The organism is Enterobacter sp. BIDMC 27, from assembly GCF_000534415.1.
GTDB lineage: Bacteria > Pseudomonadota > Gammaproteobacteria > Enterobacterales > Enterobacteriaceae > Enterobacter > Enterobacter hormaechei_C.
This window is the reverse complement of record NZ_KI973178.1, coordinates 3806181-3826252: the sequence shown is the minus strand read 5'-3', so window position 1 is coordinate 3826252 and position 20072 is coordinate 3806181. Positions and strand designations below refer to the sequence as shown.

The window sequence follows — 20072 nt, the reverse complement described above, 5'->3', positions numbered from 1 at the left end:
AGAAGATCTTCCGGGGGCTTTTTCATGCGTTCATGCACCACTGGAAGATCCAAACGTCTTCCAGCACACATCGCCTGAAAGACTAGTCAGGATGATGGTGATGATGGTGGTTTTTAAAAGGAACGCGTGTCATATAAATTCTCGTTGAATGCTTATGCATTTGATGTCTTTTAACCTAAACCAGTTGTACGCCATAAAGCAAGGGCTTTTTTTGATCATTAATTCATTTCATATTGATGGTATGAATTGTGCGTTCCACCAGGCTGGCGTAGCCTTATAACAGGCATCGTTAAGCGGAGAATGTAATGAAAAAGGTCGCGATTGTCGGGTTAGGATGGTTAGGAATGCCACTGGCGATGTCATTAGCCGCGAAAGGCTGGCAGGTGACAGGGAGTAAGACCACCCGAGATGGGGTTGAAGCGGCACGCATGTGCGGCATTGATGGTGTCGAGCTGCGTCTCGAACCCGAGCTTATCTGCGATACCGACGAGCTGGATGAACTGATGAATGTGGACGCGCTGGTCATTACCTTACCGGCGCGGCGCAGCGGCCCGGGTGAGTCTTTTTACTTGCAGGCGGTGCAGGAGATTGTCGACAGCGCCCTGGCGCACCATATCCCGCGTATCATTTTCACCAGCTCCACCTCCGTCTATGGCGATATCGACGGTACGGCGAAAGAAAACACCGAGCGCCGTCCGGTGACCGCCAGCGGCCGGGTACTGAAAGAGCTGGAAGACTGGCTGCACAATCTGCCTGGCACGCAGGTGGATATCTTACGTCTGGCCGGGTTGGTGGGGCCGGGGCGTCATCCGGGGCGCTTCTTTGCCGGTAAATCTGCGCCGGATGGCCAGCACGGGGTTAATCTTGTGCATCTTGAGGATGTTATCGGCGCCATAGAACTGCTTTTGCAGGCTCCGAAAGGGGGGCACATCTATAATATATGTGCGCCTTCGCATCCGCCGCGCAGTACCTTTTATCCGCTGATGGCGCGCCAGCTGGGTCTGGCGCCGCCGGTATTCAGTGAGGCGCAGGGGGAACGCAAAGGCAAAATTATTGATGGCAATCGTATTTGCCATGAACTGGGATTTGAATATCAGTATCCCGATCCGCTGGTTATGCCCATGGAATAATTGCGCCGGCGGAGACAATCGCACACCGCAAGGGGGCGAAGATGAAACCGCTGCTGGATGTTCTTGTTATTCTGGATGCGCTGGAAAAAGAGGGGAGCTTTGCCGCCGCCTCGGCGAAGCTCTATAAAACCCCTTCGGCTCTGAGCTACACCGTGCAAAAGCTCGAGAGCGATCTTAATATCCAAATCCTTGACCGCACCGGGCATCGCGCGCGTTTCACCCGTACAGGGCAGATGCTGCTGGAAAAAGGGCGTGACGTGCTGCATACGGTGCGCGAGCTGGAAAAACAGGCCGTCAAACTTCACCAGGGCTGGGAAAATGAGCTGGTGATTGGGGTTGATGATACATTCCCTTTCTCCCTGCTTACCCCGCTTATTGAGGCGTTCTATCAGCGCCACAGCGTCACCCGGCTGGTTTTTATCAATGGCGTGCTGGGCGGTTCCTGGGAGGCCCTGACGCAGGGCAGGGCGGATATCATCGTTGGCGCGCTGCATGAGCCTCCCCAGTTGAGCGAATTTGGTTTTGCGCGGCTCGGCGTTCTGGAGCAGGTTTTTGCCGTTGCGCCTCATCACCCGCTGGCGAATGAACCGGAGCCTGTTACCCGACGCGTCATTAAAAACTATCGTGCCATTGTGGTTGGAGACAGTTCTCGCCCCGAGTGCGGCATTTCATCGCAGCTGCTGGATGAGCAGGAGGCCATCACCGTTTTTGATTTCAAAACCAAGCTGGAGCTGCAAATAAGCGGCCTGGGGTGCGGTTACCTTCCCCGTTATTTAGCGCAGCGGTTTATTAACAGCGGAGCGCTGGTGGAAAAACAGGTTTTAGCGCAAAGCAGTAACGAATCGGTATGGGTAGGCTGGAATGAACAGACCGCCGGGCTTGCCAGCGCCTGGTGGCGAGACGAAATTTTAGCAAATAGTGCTATCGCTACAGTTTACACTCAGGCAGGTGATGGGAAATCAATCAGTTAGTAAAATTAATTTATGGGCAGGTTTCTCAATGTATTGCCTTTTGTATCTGGAATAGGGCAAAATGCCGCCGCTGCAAACAAATGAATAATCGACGATATAAAAGGCGTCGGTTATTTTTTTTTGCATGTACGAAACGAAACTAAAAACCAAGAGGCCGGGCTTCGTACCGGATAGATATTTACTAAAATCCGACAGTTGTTGTCGCTGAGGAAGAAAGAAATGGGGCAATTTTTCGCTTACGTGGCGGTTATCACCGTAAAGGAGAATAACTATGTCGCATAACGCAACTCCAAACACCTCTCGCGTGGAATTACGTAAAACGCTTACGTTGATTCCGGTTGTTATGATGGGCCTTGCCTATATGCAACCGATGACGCTGTTCGATACATTCGGTATCGTATCAGGCCTTACTGACGGTCACGTTGCAACGGCGTACGCCTTTGCGCTGGTCGCCATCCTCTTTACAGCGCTGAGCTACGGTAAACTGGTTCGCCGTTTCCCGTCCGCAGGCTCTGCGTACACCTATGCTCAGAAATCCATTAGCCCGGCGGTTGGCTTTATGGTGGGCTGGTCATCACTGCTGGACTACCTGTTCATGCCGATGATCAACATTCTGCTGGCAAAAATTTACTTCGAAGCGCTGGTGCCTTCCGTGCCGTCGTGGATCTTCGTTGTGGCGCTGGTGGCCTTTATGACCATCTCTAACCTGCGCAGCATCAAGACCGTGGCTAACTTCAACACCCTGATTGTGATCCTTCAGATGGGGATTGTTGCGGTTATCGTTGGGCTGATCATCTACGGCGTTTCCCACGGTGAAGGCGCAGGTACGCTGACCAGCACCCGTCCGTTCTGGTCTGAAGGCGCGCACGTAGTGCCGATGATCACCGGTGCAACTATCCTGTGCTTCTCGTTCCTGGGCTTCGACGGTATCTCTTCTCTGTCTGAAGAGACCAAAGACGCTGAGCGCGTGATCCCGAAAGCGATTTTCCTGACCGCGCTGATTGGCGGCCTGATCTTCATTGGTGCGTCTTACTTCTTACAGCTGTACTTCCCGGATATCTCTCGCTTTAAAGATCCGGATGCATCACAGCCTGAAATTATGCTGTACGTGGCGGGTAAAACCTTCCAGTGGGGCGTGCTGATCTTCTCCAGCGTCACCGTACTGGCTTCCGGTATGGCTGCGCACGCGGGCGTCTCTCGTCTGATGTACGTGATGGGCCGTGACGGTGTGTTCCCAACCCGCTTCTTCGGTTACGTGCATCCTAAATGGCGTACCCCGGCGTGGAACGTGCTGCTGGTGGGCGCTATTGCCCTGCTGGCGATTAAATTCGACCTGGTAACGGCCACGGCGCTGATTAACTTTGGTGCGCTGGTGGCGTTCACCTTCGTTAACCTCTCCGTGATTTCGCAGTTCTGGATCCGTGAGAAGCGCAACAAGACGCTGAAGGACCACATCAACTATCTGGTGCTGCCAGTGTGTGGTGCCCTGACGGTGGGTGCGCTGTGGATTAACCTGGAAGAGAGCTCAATGGTTCTGGGTCTGATCTGGGGTGCGATCGGTCTGATTTACCTGGCTTGCGTGACCAGAAGCTTCCGCAACCCGGTTCCTCAGTACGAAGACGTCGCGTAAGACTGTGTCGGGTGGCGGCTACGCACCCGACCTACGGACTTCTAAACCGTAGGCCGGGTAAGCGTTAGCGCCACCCGGCAAAAAAAAAGCCGGAGACATCGCCTCCGGCTTTTTTGTACCCGCTATTCAGACAATCTCTTGCGCATACTGGAACAGCGCTTTCAGCAGCGCCTGCTTCTCAGCATTCCCTTCATACTGACCGTAAAGCATCTCCAGCTCCTGGGCGTAGCTATTAAGAAACTCCGGCGTAAACACGTTGCGCCGATGCTGTAACCAGCGTTCCTGCTCTGCTTCATCCAGCGTGCCGGGATAGTTACGCGCGCGATAATTAAACATCAGCTTCTCAATGCGCTTATCTGCGAAGGTGATATCCAGCGCGGGCAGGTTACGCGGGTCGGTTTGCAGCACGATATTCATCGCCGCGCGATCGGCGTCGCTGAAGAAGCCGTTATAAAGCTGCGCATCCACATTCTCAGACGGCACGAACGGCTCTGCTTCGGCAAAAATGGCGACAACTTTCTCGCGCACCTGCGGGTTGTCGCGCAGCACTTTCAGGTTATCGAGGCAGTGCTGACGGTTAATCCCCAGCCGGTCGGCGTCTTCCGGGCGCAGCGTGTTGGCCTGCGCCAGCACCGGGCACTTATTGATGTGCACCAGTTTTACCGGTACGGCTGGCAGGTCACCCAGCGCCTCTTTCGGCGTATAGAGCCGTTCACGTAAGGTGTCGCTGTTGAGCTCAAGCAGCGGGGAGATATCTCCGGCGAGATCCACCATGATGACGGCGTTACGGTTGTCCGGATGCCAGGCAAGCGGCGCCACCCAGCTTGTATTCCCGCGCCACGCACCGAACATCCCTGAAATATGCACCAGCGGTTTCATCTGCGGCACGTCAATTAGCGTCATCAGCTTTTGCTTGCTGCGATGGCTCAACAGATACTCAAACAGGCGCGGCTGCGCGGTTTTTACAAGTTTCGCCATAGCGATGGTCGCGTAAACGTCTGCCATCGCGTCGTGGGCGTTGCTGTGCTCAATGCCGTTGGCCCGCGTCAGGTGCTCGAGCCTGAAGCTCGGCAAGCCGTCGTCGTTCTCCGGCCAGTTAATCCCCTCCGGGCGCAGCGCATAGCAAACGCGCATGATATCCAGCAAATCCCAGCGTGAATTACGGTTCTGCCAGCTCCAGGCATACGGATCGTAGAAGTTGCGGTAGAAGATATTGCGCGTCACTTCATCGTCAAAACGGATGTTGTTGTAACCCACCACGCAGGTATTGGGCACCGTGAACAGGTCGTGGATGCGACGGGCAAATTCTGCTTCGCTAACGCCTTTATCCCGCGCTTCCTGAGGCGTGATGCCCGTCACCATTACCGCGCCCGGCTGCGGCAGATAGTCATCGGCGGGCTTACAGTAAAACACCTCGGGTTCGCCGATGACGTTAAATTCGTCATCGGTACGGATAGCCGCAAACTGCGCCGGTCGGTCCAGCGCCGGATGGGTGCCAAAGGTTTCGTAATCGTGGAACAAAAAAGTCGGGCGCGCGGCAGAGTCAGACACCAGTAATCTCATCCTGTTAAAAATTGACGTCTCTATGGTAAACGATTGGGGTGAGCAGTCCGAATAAAAAGCACCGTCAGGCAAGAAATTTGCGAGATTTGTTCCGAAAAAATCTGCGTGCTGTCACATTTTTTTGCAATTAAGGCAGGTAACGACATCAGAACTCCCGTAAAAAGGTCATCGATTTTTACTGACCTGAGGATATACCGTTGAAACGCCGTCTGTTTATTGCTGTTTCTTTACTCGTTTCGAGTATTTCATCCGCGCTGGCTGCCGAGCCGCTGGATTTTTCACCTCAGCCGCCTGCCATCCAGGCTGGCTCCTGGGTATTGATGGATTACACCACGGGTCAAATCTTAACGGCGGGCAACGAACATCAGCAGCGTAATCCGGCGAGCCTGACCAAACTGATGACGGGGTACGTTGTCGATCGTGCCATTGATAGCCACCGCATCAGCCCCGATGACATTGTGACGGTCGGACGTGACGCATGGGCAAAAGGCAATCCGGTCTTTGACGGTTCGTCGCTGATGTTTCTGAAGGAGGGCGATCGGGTTTCCGTGCGCGATCTCAGCCGCGGCCTGATTGTTGATTCCGGCAATGACGCCTGCGTGGCGCTGGCGGATCACGTGGCGGGCGGTCAGCCGCAGTTCGTCAGGATGATGAATGACTACGTTGAAAAGCTGAACCTGCGCGATACCCACTTCGAAACCGTACACGGGCTGGATGCACCGGGTCAGCACAGCTCCGCTTACGATCTCGCCGTGCTTTCCCGGGCCATCATTCACGGCGAGCCTGAGTTCTATCACATGTACAGCGAAAAGAGCCTGACCTGGAACGGCATCACCCAGCAGAACCGCAACGGCCTGCTGTGGGATAAGACCATGAACGTGGATGGCCTGAAAACGGGTCACACCTCGGGCGCGGGCTTTAACCTGATTGCCTCCGCGGTGGACGGTCAGCGTCGACTGATTGCTGTGGTGATGGGGGCAGACAGCCCGAAAGGACGTGAAGATCAGGCGCGCAAGCTGCTGCACTGGGGACAGCAAAATTTTGATACGGTGCAGATCCTGCATAACGGTAAAAAAGTGGGAACCGAGCGCATCTGGTACGGCGATAAAGAGCAGATCGCGCTGGGCACGGATCAGGACTTCTGGCTGGCATTACCCAAATCGGAAGTGCCGAACATCAAGGCGAAATACGTGATGGATAAAAAAGAGCTGGAAGCGCCGATCGCCGCGCATCAGCGGGTAGGGGAGATCCAGCTGTACGATCGTGACAAGGTGGTCGCGCACTGGCCATTGGTTACGCTGGAAAGCGTTGAAAAGGGCGGCCTTTTCTCCCGTATTGGCGATTATCTGCATCATAAACTCTGACCTTTTTGGGCAGACTGGCAGTGTTGCGAGTCTGCTCACATAATAAACACTCCTGGTTTGCCGTTAATCTCGATTCTGCTTTACAGTGTATATATATACAGTAATAAACGGAGGCAGCATGGACTACAGCATCAGGCAGCAACAGAAACGTATGATCGCTGGCTTTCATCTCGTGGGGCCGTGGGAAAAGACGGTCAAGCAGGGATTTGAACAGCTGGTCATGTGGGTAGACGGGCGTCATATTCAGCCGCAGGAGTGGGTGGCCGTTTATTATGACAATCCGGATGACGTGCCGGCAGAAAAGCTCCGCTGCGTTACCGCCGTAACGGTAACGGACGATTTCACTATCCCTGAAAACAGCGAAGGGGTGATGATGACCGAAATTGCTGCCGGAGAGTATGCTATTGCCGCCGCGCGCGTCGAAAATCATGATTTCGCCACTCCGTGGTATCAGTTCTTCAACTCCCTGCTGGAAGACAACAAATTCCAGATCGCGGCAAAACCCTGCTTCGAACGCTATCTGAACGATGGCAATGCTGACGGCTACTGGGATATTGAGATGTTTGTACCGGTAGAGCACAAAGTGGGATAATCCTGCGGAATGCAGGGTTTTTCAGCCGGGCGCGATCCACCCGGCTGAAAACACAGTACAATTGTGGTTTGCCGTAGAGCTGGAGACGGGTGTGCGCCCCGACAAGTCATTAACCCCTTTTGAAATTCGGTTATACAAACATTATCGCGTGGTGCACGGTTGCCGCATTGCGCTGGCGTTTGTGTTGACCTTCGTACTGGTTCGTCTGCTGGATATCCCGGAAGGGACGTGGCCGCTGATCACGCTGGTGGTGGTGATGGGGCCGATCTCATTCTGGGGGAACGTGGTCCCGCGCGCTTTCGAACGCATAGGCGGCACCGTTTTAGGCTCAGCGCTTGGGCTTATCGCCCTGAAGCTGGAGCTGATTTCGTTTCCGGTCATGTTGCTGTGGTGCGCGGTGGCGATGTTTCTTTGTGGATGGCTGGCCCTCGGCAAGAAACCGTATCAGGCGCTGCTGATTGGCATTACGCTCGCGGTTGTGGTCGGCGCACCGGCGGGCGATATGACCACCGCATTGTGGCGAAGCGGGGACGTGATCCTCGGCTCGTTGCTCGCCATGCTGTTTACCGGCATCTGGCCGCAGCGCGCCTTCCTGCACTGGCGCATTCAGATGGCAAACTACGTCACGGCATTTAACCGGGTCTACCAGGCCGGGTTTTCGCCGAATCTGATTGAGCGCCCGCGTCTGGAAAAGCACCTGCAAAAAATCCTCAATGATGTGGTCAAAATGCGCGGGTTGATTACCCCGGCAAGCAAAGAAACCCATATCCAGAAAGCCATTTTTGAAGCTATTCAGACGGTCAGCCGTAATCTGGTCTGTATGCTTGAACTGCAAATCAATGCCCACTGGGCCTCACGCCCCAGCCATCTTCTGATGCTCAACGCGCATACGCTGAAAGAGACGCAGCAGATGACGCAACAAACCCTGCTGACCATCGCCCATGCGCTATATGAAGGTAACCCACAGCCGATACGGGCGAACAGCGAGCGGCTGAACGAAATCGTCGCCGAGCTTAAACAGCTGATGAATGAGCGCCAGGGAGACAATGTGGCGGAAACGCCCATCCATGGTTATGTCTGGCTGAGTATGGAGCTGGCGCGACAGCTGGAGTTGTTATCGCAGCTGATTTGCCGGGCGCTGCGCAAATAAAAAGCGTATGTGATGCCTGCTGCTTCGATTCAGCAACAATTAGGGTTATGATGGTTTTAAACGATATACTCATTGTCATTCGCAGCCGCTGTCTGTTAAAACGGTTGCTTTAACGAATCCGAATCTCACATTATCAGGGGTATAAAAATGGAAACTACCAAGCCTTCGTTCCAGGATGTTCTGGAGTTCGTCCGCCTGTTCCGCCGCAAAAACAAGCTACAGCGCGAAATCCAGGACGTAGAGAAGAAGATCCGTGACAACCAGAAACGTGTCCTGCTGCTGGACAACCTGAGCGACTACATCAAGCCTGGCATGAGCGTTGAAGCTATTCAGGGCATCATCGCCAGCATGAAGAGCGATTATGAAGATCGCGTTGATGACTACATCATCAAAAACGCTGAGCTGTCCAAAGAGCGTCGCGACATCTCCAAGAAGCTGAAAGTGATGGGCGAAATCAAAAACGTCGACGCTAAAGGCGAGTAATCGCACACTCTGTTGCCCGGTGGCGCTGCGCTTACCGGGCCTACAGGACTGTTATTACGTAGGTCGGGTAAGGCGAAGCCGCCACCCGACAATTTCACGAACGCAGAAAAGCAAAAAGCCTGCTCTAAAAGCAGGCTTTTTAAATTTGGCTCCTCTGACTGGACTCGAACCAGTGACATACGGATTAACAGTCCGCCGTTCTACCGACTGAACTACAGAGGAATCGTTGTGGAGGCTTATCTTAGCGGCGAAAAAACTTTTGTCAAACCTGATCTCAGGCAAAAGCGTTTGATTGATGATTCTGTCGTCATTTTGTTGTAAATCCAAACATAATTTTATGGAAAATACTTTGCAGGATACGCATTTCTGCCCCATCATTTGAAATGGAGTTTCAACTTTCTCGCTAAGGTCCATTTTGAACGTCACCGCACCCCTACGCCAGGCGATTATGCGCACGCCCTGGTATGCAAAACGTAAGAGCTATCGAGTTCTGTTCTGGCGTGAAATCACCCCCCTTGCCGTGCCTATTTTCCTGGAGAATACCTGCGTCCTGCTAATGGGGGTGCTGAGCACTTTTCTGGTGAGCTGGCTCGGTAAAGAAGCCATGGCCGGGGTGGGGCTGGCGGACAGTTTCAACATGGTGGTGATGTCCTTCTTTGCCGCTATCGATCTCGGTACGACGGTGGTGGTGGCGTTTAGCCTGGGCAAGCTTGATCCGAAGCGTGCCCGCGAAGCGGCCAGACAGTCGCTGATGATCATGACCCTCTTTTCGATCATCCTTGCGGCGGTTATCCATTATTACGGCAAAGAAATTATCGACATTGTCGCGGGAGAAGCGACCAGCGAGGTGAAGGATCTGGCTCTCACCTACCTGGAAATGACGGTGCTGAGTTATCCGGCGGCTGCCATCGCGCTGATTGGTAGCGGTGCGCTTCGTGGAGCAGGAAATACCAAAATTCCGCTGCTGATCAACGGCGGCATGAACATCCTGAATATCATTATCAGCAGCGTTTTGATTTACGGCGTCTTTTCCTGGGAGGGGCTGGGCTTTGTCGGCGCGGGTTTGGGGCTAACCATTTCCCGCTATATTGGTGCGGCGGCGATAATTGGCGTACTGATGGCGGGAATTACGCCATCGCTGCGCCTGACACTGAAAAGCTATTTCCGTCCGCTTAACTTCGCCATTATCTGGGAAGTGATGGGGATCGGGATTCCGGCCAGCATCGAATCCGTGTTGTTTAACGGTGGGAAACTGCTGACGCAGATGTTTGTTGCCGGGATGGGAACGGACGTCATCGCCGGCAACTTTATTGCCTTCTCCATCGCCTCGCTCATTAACCTGCCGGGAAACGCGCTGGGGTCGGCGTCGACGATCATCACCGGCAGACGCCTCGGAAAGGGGCAGATAGGGCAGGCGGAACGACAACTTCGGCACGTCTTCTGGCTTTCAACTATTGGACTGACGGCGATTGCGTGGGGAACTGCGCCTTTTGCCGGGCTGATGGCCTCGTTCTATACGCATGAAAATGACGTGAAAGAGGTCGTGAAGGTGCTCATTTGGCTCAACGCGGCGTTTATGCCAATTTGGGCCGCGTCCTGGGTACTTCCTGCCGGGCTGAAAGGGGCGCGCGATGCCCGGTTTGCGATGTGGGTCTCCATGCTCGGCATGTGGGGCTGTCGCGTTGTGGCGGGCTACACGCTGGGGGTAATGTTGGGTATGGGCGTTGTCGGCGTCTGGCTGGGGATGTTCCTTGACTGGGCCGTGCGCGGGGCGCTGTTCTACTGGCGCATGGTGAGCGGGCGCTGGCTGTGGAAATATCCGCGAAAAAAACCGGAGCAGGAGGTTTCGGAAACGGCAAGTGCCTGACAAATGTGCGAAGTGGAGAATAAATCGGCAAACGATTGAAAATCTGCATTCACCCTTTGACATCCTCAGGGCGCATCGATAATATGCGCCCCGTTCACACGATTCCTCTGTAGTTCAGTCGGTAGAACGGCGGACTGTTAATCCGTATGTCACTGGTTCGAGTCCAGTCAGAGGAGCCAAATTTGAAAAGCCTGCTTTTAAAGCAGGCTTTTTGCTTTTCTGCGTTCGGTCAGTTTGTCGGGTGGCGCTCCGCTTACCCGACCTACGGAATCCCAGGCCGGGTGAGTGGGTCCTTGTTATCAGCGGAACGGTGGCTCATTGAAGGTGCGCAGCTTGCGGGAATGCAGTTTGTCGCCCTCTGCACGCAGTAAATCGATGGCGCGAATACCAATCTGAAGGTGCTCAGAGATCGCCCCTTCGTAGAAACGGTTCGCCTGGCCCGGCAGTTTGATCTCGCCGTGCAGCGGTTTATCGGACACGCACAGCAGCGTGCCGTAAGGGACGCGGAAGCGGTAGCCCTGGGCGGCAATGGTGGCGCTTTCCATATCGATTGCGACCGCACGGCTGAGATTGAAACGCAGGGCGGAGGCGGAATAGCGCAGCTCCCAGTTACGATCGTCGGTGGTGACGACCGTACCGGTACGCAGGCGCTGCTTCACCTCTTCACCCGGCATGCCGCTCACCTCTTTGGTGGCGTCGTACAGGGCGCGCTGCACTTCAGCGATACTCGGGATAGGAATATCCGGCGGCAGAACCGCGTCAAGGACATGGTCGTCACGCAAATAAGCGTGGGCGAGGACGTAATCGCCAATCAGCTGACTTTCACGCAGGCCGCCGCAATGGCCGATCATCAGCCAGACGTCCGGGCGCAGTACCGCCAGATGGTCGCAGATGGTTTTCGCATTCGACGGGCCAACGCCGATGTTAATCAGCGTAATGCCCTGACCGTCGGCGGTGATCAGGTGCCAGGCTGGCATCTGGTGCTTTTTCCACGCCAGGTCGGAGATGGCCTCTTCCGGTGCTTCGGTTTCGGCGGTGATCCATATCCCGCCCGCGCAGGAGAGGGCGATGTAAGGGCTGTCCGGATCGAGGATCTGGCTACAGCCCCAGCGGACAAATTCGTCCACATAGCGGGTGTAATTGGTAAACAACACGAACGGCTGGAAATGTTCGGCTGGGGTGCCGGTGTAGTGGCGCAGGCGTGCCAGCGAGAAATCGACACGGCGGGCATCAAAGTGCGACAGCGGTGAAAACTCTGCCGGGTGATAGATCCCGTCCGCCGTCTCATCGCCAATCTGCGACAGCTCAGTGGTCGGGAAGTGGCGGGTCAGCCCCGCGCTCATGGAGCGATCCAGCGTCAGCGCTGAACCGTCTATCACGTACGGGTAAGGGATCTCGTGCAGGGACGGTTCAACGCTGATATGCGCGCCGTAATCCTGATACAGCAGGGTAAGCTGCTCTTCCAGGTAGGGGCGGAACAGCGCAGGTCGCGTGATGGTCGTGCTGTAACAGCCGGAGTGGGTGAAACGCGCATAGGCGCGGGTTTTCGGATTGCTGCTGGCGCTGCCGTCCCAGGTGACAGAGAGCGATGGATAAACAAAAAGGCCCTGGGTTCTGGCCTTTTCATCGGGAAGCTTCCCTGTTTCGATATAGTCACTGATGGCGCTGCGCAGTGCATTAACGGACTGTTCATACAGCGCGTCGAGTTTTTCCAGCGCCTGAGCCGGGGTCAGGCTGGAGCCCTTATTATTCATGTCTGTCTCCTTGTTCCACAGGTGTGCGGCTTTACCCGATAGTATGTCACACGCCTGTGAAACAAAAGTGAGGAGATCAGCTGTGCGTGGTTTCCTTCATCAACAGGGCGGTGGCGGCAGAAAGCAGGCAACCCGCCAGCAGATAAATCGCCACGCTATGCCAGTTACCGCCCGAGAACGTCACCAGCGCGGCGGCGATAAATGGCGTAAACCCGCCGCCGACCACGCTCGCCACCTGATATCCCACGCCCGCGCCGCTGTAACGGTAGCTTGCGCCAAACAGCTCGGTAAACATTGGCTGCTGCACGCAGACCACCATATCGTGAGCGATGTTCGCAAGCATGATCGCGAAGAAGACAATCCAGAAGACCGACTGTGCCTCCAGCGCCATAAAGAACGGCCAGGCGCTGAGTGTGCCGATCAGCGCCCCGGTGATATACACCCGTCGACGGCCAAAGCGATCCGCCAGCCAGGCGAAGCAGGGGATGGTCAGGCAGCTGATCCCGCCCACCACCAGGCCAATATTCAGGAACAATTCCCGCGGCAGGCCGAGGTTTTGCGTGGAGTAGTTCAGGGCAAAGGCGGTGACGATATACATCGTCAGCAGTTCGCACAGGCGCAGGGCGATAATTTTCAGAAAAGCGCCAGGGTGCTGCACCAGCGCTTCCATCACCGGCAGCCGTTTCTTCGCGACCGGTTTTTCGCGCTGCTGCCGTTCAAACTCAGCCGACTCTTCCATGCCGTTACGGATCCACAGGGCCACCACGACCAGCACAATGCTGAAGATAAACGGAATACGCCAGCCCCAGCTCAGGAACTGCTCGTCTGTCGTGAGCTGACTTATTAGCGACACCAGGCCCGTGGAGAGCAGCAGACCCACGCCATAACCCACCTGCACGCCGCTGCTGTAAAACGCTTTCTTATTCTTCGGAGCGCTTTCCACGGACAGCAATGCCGCGCCGCCCCATTCGCCGCCGACGGCAAAGCCCTGAATGGCGCGCAGCGTCACCAGCAACACCGGAGCCCACCAGCCAATCGAGGCAAAGGAGGGCAAAATACCGATCAGCGCGGTGGCAATGCCCATCATCCAGACGGTGAGCATCAGCATACGTTTCCGGCCAAGGCGGTCACCGAAGTGGCCGAAAATTATCCCGCCCAGAGGACGAAACAGAAAACCGACGCCGAAGGTGGCAAACGCAGCAAGCGTGCCCATGGCGGGGCTGATCTGGGGAAAGAATTCACGGTTAAAGACCAGCGCAGCGGTAATACCGTAGAGCAGAAAGTCATACCAGTCGACGACGGCGCCTGCGAAGCTACCTAAAGCGGCGCGGCGGGCGCGGTTAAGCGAAGGTGTCTCCTCGTTGCGGCGAGCGGAGATAAGGGTGGAGTCCATAGTTGTCCTGTCTGTACTGATTTTTAATTATTGGTATAAGAAAAGGTCACTCACATCGCGGCCGTCATATTGACGGAATGTATGAGACTACCGCGACAGGCGGCCTGAGAAAACGTTTTTATCTTTCCTGAAAGCGCAGAATAAATAATTTTCATCTTATCGGGCGACAACATAAATCAGCCTGTTTGGCTCCGGTTAGGGCTGAATGGTTTACAGTAATAATGATCGCTGCGTGACGTAAGCTGAGGGAATAACGATGCAACGCCTCTTTCCTGCACTGTGGGTAGTCCTGGTTTTAGTCGTATCTCCGCTGCATGCGGAGCCGAAAGTCTATGGCGAACAGCGTATTCACCGCTGGTGGGATGCAGTAACGGACGATATTGCGCAAACCTGGGAACAGCCGGATCGTTACGATCTCTACCTTCCGTTTCTGAGCTGGCATGCACGCTTCATGTATGACAAAGAGAAAACGGACAACTACAACGAAATGCCGTGGGGCGGGGGGCTGGGCGTGTCCCGCTACAATGACGAGGGCAACTGGAGCGCGCTCTTTGCCATGATGTTCAAAGATTCACATAACGAGTGGCAGCCCGCGATGGGCTACGGCTGGGAGAAGGGCTGGTATCTGGATAACGCAAAAGATTTCCGTCTGGGGCTGGGGGCCGCTGCGGGGATCACGGCACGCGACGACTTTGCCAACTATGTCCCGCTGCCGTTTATCTTCCCGCTTTTCTCTGCCGGATATAAGCGCGTCACCGTCCAGTTCACCTATATTCCCGGAACCTACAACAACGGCAACGTGCTGTTTGCCTGGCTGCGCCTGGGCTTTTAGAGGGTGATCACTTTTTTGGCCACTGCGTTGGACAGGATCAGCAGCGAAAACAGGACCGACGTAACAAACGTAAGCACAATCAGAGCAAGTTTGGTGCTCAGGGACGTCACCGGAATGAGCGCGGTCAGCAGGTGAAACACCGAGTAGTGCATAATATAGACCCCGGTCATGGTTTTGCTAATGGCGGCCAGCACGGACTCTTTAAACTCCGCATTGCGGCGAAACCGCACGCCGTTGGCCGCAATCACCAGGGCAATAATCAGAATGTAGATTTGCGATCCGGTGAGGATAAAGGCGTTTCTGTCTGCTTTAAATAGCGCAAAAAAGAAGTGCCGCTCGTAAAACCACGTGAAGAGATAAATAAACGGTATGGCAATCACCGCTGCCCTGACCACATTTTTGCGGCCGATCCACGCCGCGATCTGCGGATCGCAAAAGAGCTGCCCCGTCAGATAAAACAGCAGCCACGTCCACAGGCGATACTGCGGCGACAATGAAAGGACATGGGCATCAGGATAGAGGGCTGACAGTAAATCGTACCCGTATGAGAAAAGCAGCAGGGCGGCAATTACCCCGCAAAAGAGCGTTCGTCGCTGGCTGAGCCACTCCACCACCGGGTGAAACGTGTAAATCACGATAAACGCGAACACGAACCAGGGTTGGATCAGATATCCGCGCTGATAGGGCTCCCACAGGTAGTAAATCGTTACCCAGAACAGAAAGACGTTCACCAGGCTTTTGATCTTATCCAGCTGCCAGCGCGTGCCGTGTCGGGATTGCCCGTCCAGATACCCTGCAACCACAAAAAATAACGGCGTGGCGATGGTCGAAATGAAGGTTAAAAAACCGAGGATCCAGTGATAGTCATAATCGTAATGATCCCAGGTGTTGTAGATGGTGAAAAAGGTAACCGCCGTCATACACCCCAGCGTCTTGATGATATTCAGCCCTGTCGCATTCATTGTTGTTCAGCTTTGTCCTTACGATGGAAACACGCGTAAATTACGGGGAGTACCAGCAGCGTCAGGATTGTAGCAAACCCAAGCCCAAACATAATCACAACGGCCATGCTCTGGAAGAACACATCCAGCAGCAGAGGGGCGAGGCCGAGTACGGTCGTAAAGGCGGTGAGGAGGATGGGACGCAGGCGCGACGTGGCGGCGTAAACGATCGCACTGTGCTGATCCTGCTGCACTTTCTGCTGTTCTATCTCTTCAACCAGCACAATGCCGTTGCGGATCAGCATCCCGCTCAGGCTCAGCAGGCCAATCAACGCCATAAAGCCAAAAGGGATGCCGGTAATTAAAAACCCCGGCGTCACGCCGATCAGCGCCAGCGGCACGGTCAGCCAGATGGCGACGGCGTTTTTCACCGAACTGAACATCAGTACCGTGATCACAAACATCACCAGATACCCGAGCGGCAGCGTGGTGAACAGCCCCTGCTGCGCTTCGCTGGAGTTCTCCGCGTCCCCGCCCCACTCAATGCTGTAGCCGTGGGGCAGGGGCAGGGCATCTATTTGCGGCTTCACGCGGGCGAGAATATCGCCGGAGGTTTGCTGGCTTAGCGGGTCAGGGTCGGTCTGCACGGTCAGCACGCGGGAGCGGTCACGGCGCAGGATCAGCGGATCTTCCCACTCCAGCGCGAAGCCGCTGATGACGTTGCTCAGCGGAATATACTGCTGCCGGGTCTGGCTCCAGACCAGAACGTTATTCAGGTGATTGGCGTCCAGCCGCTCGCTTTCCGGCGGGCGCACCACCACGGGCAACAGGTCGCTGCCTTCTCTGTACAGTCCTGCCCGACTGCCGGAGAAATTCATCTCCAGTGCGTTATCGACGTCCTGCTTATCCACGCCAAGCTCACGTCCCAGCGCGGTGACGTACTGCGGGCGGAGCACTTTGCTGCGATTTTGCCAGTCGTTCCTGACGCTGTCCGTAGCCGGATCGCGCGTAAGGATGTTGTCTACCTGGCTGGCGATCAGACGCAGCCTGTCCGGATCGGGGCCTTTAATACGTATTTCAATGGCGCTGTCGCCGGAGGGGCCAAACATCACCCGCTTCGTGCTGGCGTTAACCTGCGGATAGTTCCGTGCGATGTACTCATCAACGTGGCGGGTCAGGGCGGGGATGTTACGCTGGTCGTCCATTCTCACCATAATTTGCGCATAGTTGCTGTACTGCCGCTGTCCGCTGTAGGTCAAAATAAATCGCATACTTCCCTGACCAATCGTCGAGACCGTAGTTTCCACGCCTGGCTGGCCGTTAATGGTTTTCTCGATATCACCGGTCATCTTCTCGGTCCAGTTAATGTCGGTACCGTAAGGGAGCCAGAGGTCGACAAAGAAAATTGGCGTACTGGAGGAGGGGAAGAAGTTCTGCCGCACCGAGCCAAAGCCCCAGATGGCGGCGGCCAGCAGTGCGGCCATCACTACCAGCGTTGGCGCTTTACGCCGTAACAGCGCGTTGAGCACACCCTGATAGATCCGATAGATGCGTTTGTCATAGGGATCCGTTTCGTCGGCCTTTGGCGGTGCAGCATCTCGTTTAAACAGCCACCACTTAATCAGCACTGGCGTAATGGTGAGGGCTGAGAACCAGCTCAGCATGAGCGAAATCAGCAGGACCTGAAACAGCGACTTACAGTATTCGCCGGTGGAATCCTGCGACAGCCCGACGGGCGCAAAGGCCAGGATGGCGATGACCGTTGCACCCAGCAGCGGCAGCGCAGAACGGCGAATAATGTCGCTAATGGCGTTCATCAGGGACGAGCCCTGCTGCCGGGCTACCAGTACCCCTTCGACAATAACAATGGCATTGTCGACCAGCATGCTGAGGGCGATGATCAGCGCGCCCAGTGAAATGCGCTGTAGTTCAATACCCCAGAGATACATGATCAGCAGCGTGCCCAGCACGTTGAGGGCGAGGGAAAAGGCAATAATGATCCCGCTGCGTAAGCCCATAAAGATCAACAACACGCCGATGACAATCGCCAGCGCCATCAGGAAGTTAATGATAAATCCGTTAACGGAATGCCCGACCTCCGCCGCCTGATCGTAAAACAGGTCGATATGGATACCTGCCGGTTTCTCGGCTGACATCTGCTCTAGCTTCGCCTCCAGGTCATGTCCCACGTCGATCACGTTAACGCCGGGGATAAAGGAGACGCCCATGGTGACGGCTTTTCTGCCGTTGGCATGGTAGATGCTGGCAGGGGACGCATCCAGCCCGCGTGACAGGGTGGCAATATCCCGTAAGCGGGTAGCCGCCCCAACGCCGGGCGGGGTCACGATGAGATCGGCCAGCTCGTCAATACTTTCGAATTCACCGGTAGGATGCAGACGAATTGACTCGGTACCGGAGGGGATCTTTCCCGCGCTGGAGACCACGTTCAGCCTGCTGAGCTGGGCAGAAAGCTGGTTCAGCGTTATCCCGCGCGCGGCCATTTTGCTCAGAGAAATGTCCACGTTAATCTGCTGAGTGAGGGCTCCGCCGATGGCCACTTTGCCCACGCCTGGCACGAGGACCAACTCCCGGCGCAGCTGCTCGGCATACCGGACCAGTTCCGGATTGCTGAATTCATCTCCGGAAATGGCAAAGAAAAAGCCGAACACATCGCCAAAATCGTCATTCACAAACGGGGTCACTACGCCGGGTGGAAACTGTCTGGCGGCATCTCCCACCCGGCGACGCAGTTCATCCCAGATTTGCGGCAGTGCATTTGAGTGGTAGCGCGAGGCTATATTGACCGTGATCTGCGACAGGCCGCTGGAGGAGATGGAGCTGACGTTATCCAGATAAGGTAACTGCTGAAGCGCATTTTCCAGCGGCAGGGTGACCTCTTCCTCAACCTGCTGCGCCGACGCGCCCGGATAATGGGTGATCACCACCGCCGTTTTGATGGTAAACGCCGGATCTTCCAGTCTGCCAATGTTCAACAGGGCAATAATGCCGCCTACGCCCAGCAGCAAAATCGTCAGCCAGACGCGAACCGGGTTGCTGATAAACTGACGAGAGATATCCATTACAGTCCCCGTTCACGCGTCCAGATACGTACCGGCTGGTTGGGATGTAGCTCCCCAACGCCTGCGGCCACCACGCGTTCACCGGCCTTAAGCCCACCGACGATGACGACCCCCTCAGCGCTGACTTGCCCCACGCTGACCTTACGATCTTCAAGGTGCAACGTATCGCCTTCGCCCGTCACCACCCAGACATGTGGCTCATTGCGCGGGCGGTTATCCGGGTTAAAGACCGCTTCAACCGGCACTACCAGCGCCTCACTGCCCACACCAGCCGGAAGGTTGGTTAAATTGATGGTGACCGTTCCGCTGACGCCGCCCACGACGGGAAAATCATCCGGGCGGGGCATGGTTAAAATCACCTGCCAGGTCAATGTGTTGCTGTCGCTACTGCCTGAGTGCTCTTTGTACACAGCGGTAAACTCGCGACCGGGCAGGGCGTTGATCCTCACTACCGGTTTGTACTGCGCATTGCGAATATCGAAGGTGTTAAACAGGTTCTCTGGAAGGCTGAACACCACGTCCAGCAGATCGGTACGGGTCAAAGTGACGACGGGCTGGCCGGCGGAGACGACCTGATGATTTCGCACATGGACGCTGGCCGCTGTCCCGCTAAAGGGGGCGACGAGCGTCATCTGGCTTAATTCTTCGCGCGCAATCTGTAGCGCGGCGTTTGCTGAATCGCGGTTGGCGCGCTGGACATCCATCTCGGCTTTCGACACGGCCTGGCGTCCCGCCAGGGTCTGGAAGCGGTCGAATTGCCGCTGAGCCAGGGTCGCCGCCGTTTGCCTGTCGTTCAGGCGCTGCCGGGCTTCACGGGCGTTGAGGCTGGCGAGTCGTTGCCCCTGTTTGACAACGGCACCCTGGCGAATGTCCAGGGTCTCAATCTGCCCGGCTCGTTTGAACGCGAGATCCGTGGCGTCGCCGGATTCAATACGGGCGGGAAACACGCGCTGCTGCGCGTTGCCGGCCTTGACCACCTCTGCGACTTTTACCATTTTCGGCAGGGGCGCGGCGCGGTCGGGTTTCGGATCGCACGCCGTCAGCAGCAATAAAACAGCAGGCAGAAGAGAGAGGTAGCGCTTCACAGTATTCCCCTGATAATAATTGTTTTATTTATTTCGTCATCAATGCTGGGGTGGCGCTATTCTGCCAGGGCCGAGACGACCACATAGGTAAATAGACCGATTGCTGTGCTGGCGATAATGGCGAGCGCAATAAACAAACCAAGGCGAATCAGGCTTAAACCGTACATGCATTCCTCCATGAGGTAGAAGGTGGCGCGGGATAAAGAGAATAAACGTGTTGCATGCCTGACTATGAGC

Annotated in this window: 17 protein-coding genes, 2 tRNA genes and 1 other annotated feature (1 of these 20 only partly in view); of the genes, 11 read left to right on the top strand and 8 right to left on the bottom strand. The window is 55.6% G+C overall.

Going from position 1 to position 20072, the window contains the following annotated elements; translation table 11 throughout:
• Positions 1 to 107, bottom strand: a sequence feature (His leader region) (it extends 17 nt beyond the left edge of the window).
• Positions 83 to 133 carry a his operon leader peptide gene (hisL, locus tag L463_RS24360; RefSeq protein WP_099516347.1) on the bottom strand — a complete coding sequence of 17 codons (51 nt, stop codon included), beginning with the start codon at positions 131 to 133 and terminating at the stop codon, positions 83 to 85. It overlaps the preceding feature by 25 nt.
• Before the next feature lie 172 nt (positions 134 to 305).
• Between hisL and L463_RS04740 the strand changes: the two genes are divergently transcribed.
• From L463_RS04740 to L463_RS04750, 4 genes are all read left to right on the top strand, one after another.
• Positions 306 to 1130 (top strand): SDR family oxidoreductase, encoded by an 825-nt coding sequence (locus tag L463_RS04740; protein WP_017383300.1) that lies wholly within the window; start codon positions 306 to 308, stop codon positions 1128 to 1130.
• A gap of 41 nt (positions 1131 to 1171) precedes the next feature.
• The gene (locus L463_RS04745) at positions 1172 to 2101 is read left to right on the top strand and encodes a LysR substrate-binding domain-containing protein (protein WP_023294990.1); all 930 of its coding nucleotides are present in this window, start codon (positions 1172 to 1174) and stop codon (positions 2099 to 2101) included.
• Between the two features lie 219 nt (positions 2102 to 2320).
• Positions 2321 to 2383 (top strand): membrane protein YoeI, encoded by a 63-nt coding sequence (gene yoeI / locus L463_RS24355; protein ID WP_099458931.1) that lies wholly within the window; start codon positions 2321 to 2323, stop codon positions 2381 to 2383.
• Entirely contained in the window at positions 2373 to 3731 is a 1359-nt protein-coding gene (locus L463_RS04750) for an APC family permease (protein ID WP_006811203.1), read from the top strand. The genes yoeI and L463_RS04750 overlap by 11 nt, the downstream gene beginning before the upstream one ends.
• Before the next feature lie 126 nt (positions 3732 to 3857).
• Here L463_RS04750 and sbcB read toward each other — a convergent pair whose 3' ends face one another.
• Positions 3858 to 5294, bottom strand: coding sequence for an exodeoxyribonuclease I (gene sbcB / locus L463_RS04755; RefSeq protein ID WP_369700768.1), 1437 nt, complete (start codon positions 5292 to 5294; stop codon positions 3858 to 3860).
• Between the two features lie 191 nt (positions 5295 to 5485).
• Here sbcB and dacD point away from each other — a divergent pair, with 191 nt between their 5' ends.
• The 4 genes from dacD (at position 5486) to L463_RS04775 (ending at position 8883) form a co-directional block, all read left to right on the top strand.
• Positions 5486 to 6658: a serine-type D-Ala-D-Ala carboxypeptidase DacD gene (gene dacD / locus L463_RS04760; RefSeq protein WP_139152761.1), complete on the top strand. Its 1173-nt coding sequence runs from the start codon at positions 5486 to 5488 to the stop codon at positions 6656 to 6658.
• Between the two features lie 118 nt (positions 6659 to 6776).
• A complete protein-coding gene (gene sbmC / locus L463_RS04765) occupies positions 6777 to 7250 on the top strand; it encodes a DNA gyrase inhibitor SbmC (RefSeq protein WP_023303964.1) in 474 nt (157 codons plus the stop codon).
• A gap of 91 nt (positions 7251 to 7341) precedes the next feature.
• Positions 7342 to 8400 carry an FUSC family protein gene (locus tag L463_RS04770; RefSeq protein WP_017693112.1) on the top strand — a complete coding sequence of 353 codons (1059 nt, stop codon included), beginning with the start codon at positions 7342 to 7344 and terminating at the stop codon, positions 8398 to 8400.
• 147 nt (positions 8401 to 8547) lie between these two features.
• Positions 8548 to 8883 carry a DUF496 family protein gene (locus L463_RS04775; RefSeq protein WP_000450410.1) on the top strand — a complete coding sequence of 112 codons (336 nt, stop codon included), beginning with the start codon at positions 8548 to 8550 and terminating at the stop codon, positions 8881 to 8883.
• 146 nt (positions 8884 to 9029) lie between these two features.
• Here L463_RS04775 and L463_RS04780 read toward each other — a convergent pair.
• Positions 9030 to 9105, bottom strand: a tRNA-Asn gene (locus L463_RS04780).
• A gap of 226 nt (positions 9106 to 9331) precedes the next feature.
• Between L463_RS04780 and emmdR the strand changes: the two genes are divergently transcribed.
• Both emmdR and L463_RS04790 read left to right on the top strand, forming a co-directional pair.
• Positions 9332 to 10750, top strand: a complete 1419-nt coding sequence (emmdR, locus tag L463_RS04785) for a multidrug efflux MATE transporter EmmdR (RefSeq protein WP_023294986.1) — start codon at positions 9332 to 9334, stop codon at positions 10748 to 10750.
• 103 nt (positions 10751 to 10853) lie between these two features.
• A tRNA-Asn gene (locus L463_RS04790) sits at positions 10854 to 10929 on the top strand.
• Positions 10930 to 11049: 120 nt separating this feature from the next.
• On the opposite strand, the gene L463_RS04795 is transcribed toward L463_RS04790, so the two are convergent.
• Positions 11050 to 12504, bottom strand: a complete 1455-nt coding sequence (locus tag L463_RS04795) for an AMP nucleosidase (RefSeq protein ID WP_015572404.1) — start codon at positions 12502 to 12504, stop codon at positions 11050 to 11052.
• Positions 12505 to 12580: 76 nt separating this feature from the next.
• Positions 12581 to 13897 (bottom strand): shikimate transporter, encoded by a 1317-nt coding sequence (gene shiA, locus L463_RS04800; RefSeq protein ID WP_032104790.1) that lies wholly within the window; start codon positions 13895 to 13897, stop codon positions 12581 to 12583.
• A gap of 256 nt (positions 13898 to 14153) precedes the next feature.
• Here shiA and pagP point away from each other — a divergent pair, with 256 nt between their 5' ends.
• The gene (gene pagP, locus L463_RS04805; protein WP_032104792.1) at positions 14154 to 14729 is read left to right on the top strand and encodes a lipid IV(A) palmitoyltransferase PagP; all 576 of its coding nucleotides are present in this window, start codon (positions 14154 to 14156) and stop codon (positions 14727 to 14729) included.
• Here pagP and L463_RS04810 read toward each other — a convergent pair.
• Genes L463_RS04810 through L463_RS04820 form a run of 3 tightly spaced genes read right to left on the bottom strand, consistent with a single transcriptional unit; the run spans position 14726 to position 19835 of the window.
• Positions 14726 to 15691 (bottom strand): acyltransferase, encoded by a 966-nt coding sequence (locus L463_RS04810; protein ID WP_032104793.1) that lies wholly within the window; start codon positions 15689 to 15691, stop codon positions 14726 to 14728. The two genes, pagP and L463_RS04810, sit on opposite strands and share 4 nt — an antisense overlap.
• Positions 15688 to 18750 (bottom strand): efflux RND transporter permease subunit, encoded by a 3063-nt coding sequence (locus L463_RS04815; protein WP_032104794.1) that lies wholly within the window; start codon positions 18748 to 18750, stop codon positions 15688 to 15690. Before L463_RS04815 ends, L463_RS04810 begins: the two co-directional genes overlap by 4 nt.
• Complete coding sequence (locus L463_RS04820; protein ID WP_032104796.1) at positions 18750 to 19835, bottom strand: efflux RND transporter periplasmic adaptor subunit; 1086 nt, start codon at positions 19833 to 19835, stop codon at positions 18750 to 18752. The genes L463_RS04815 and L463_RS04820 overlap by 1 nt, the downstream gene beginning before the upstream one ends.
• Between the last annotated feature and the right edge of the window lie 237 nt (positions 19836 to 20072).